Here is a 595-nt window from a genome sequence, read left to right as displayed (position 1 = left end):
GTCCGTCGCGTTTAGCCACTTCGCTATTCCTCCATAAATGGCGTGAGACAGAGTCGAACTGCCGACACACGGAGCTTCAATCCGTTGCTCTACCAACTGAGCTACCACGCCTAAAACAAAAGCTTGTTCAAATAATTTTCAAGTAACAACATTAAATGGCGGTTCCGACGGGATTTGAACCCGCGATCTCCTGCGTGACAGGCAGGCATGTTAACCCCTACACCACGGAACCAACCGAGTAATGGAGGTTAACGGGATCGAACCGCTGACCCCCTGCTTGTAAGGCAGGTGCTCTCCCAGCTGAGCTAAACCTCCAAAAAGGAATGTTACTATTAAAATAAATGACCCGTACGGGACTCGAACCCGTGTTACCGCCGTGAAAGGGCGGTGTCTTAACCGCTTGACCAACGGGCCAGTTTGTAAATATGAAACGGAGAGTAAGGGATTCGAACCCTTGAGACAGTGTTTACCGCCTACATGATTTCCAATCATGCTCCTTCGGCCTCTCGGACAACTCTCCATAGCTGAAAGAAGCACATACTCATGATATTTCATATGTTAAACTCCGGCAGTAGGACTCGAACCTACGACATCA

5 tRNA genes are annotated in these 595 nt (G+C 48.9%); all 5 read right to left on the bottom strand.

Annotation, left to right across the window (positions count from 1 at the left end):
- Positions 1–38 precede the first annotated feature (38 nt).
- Positions 39–111: transfer RNA gene (locus HMPREF2810_RS02930), tRNA-Phe, on the bottom strand.
- Between the two features lie 45 nt (positions 112–156).
- Positions 157–232, bottom strand: a tRNA-Asp gene (locus HMPREF2810_RS02925).
- A 10-nt stretch (positions 233–242) separates the two neighbouring features.
- Positions 243–315 (bottom strand) — tRNA-Val (locus HMPREF2810_RS02920).
- Between the two features lie 27 nt (positions 316–342).
- Positions 343–414 (bottom strand) — tRNA-Glu (locus HMPREF2810_RS02915).
- Positions 415–431: 17 nt separating this feature from the next.
- A tRNA-Ser gene (locus HMPREF2810_RS02910) sits at positions 432–520 on the bottom strand.
- Positions 521–595: the final 75 nt, after the last annotated feature.

Origin of the sequence: Enterococcus sp. HMSC078F03 (genome assembly GCF_001811595.1) — a bacterium.
In the GTDB taxonomy this organism is placed as follows: Bacteria; Bacillota; Bacilli; order Lactobacillales; family Enterococcaceae; genus Enterococcus; species Enterococcus faecalis.
Note: the sequence above shows the minus strand (reverse complement) of the source record. Positions and strands in the feature narration are given on the sequence as shown.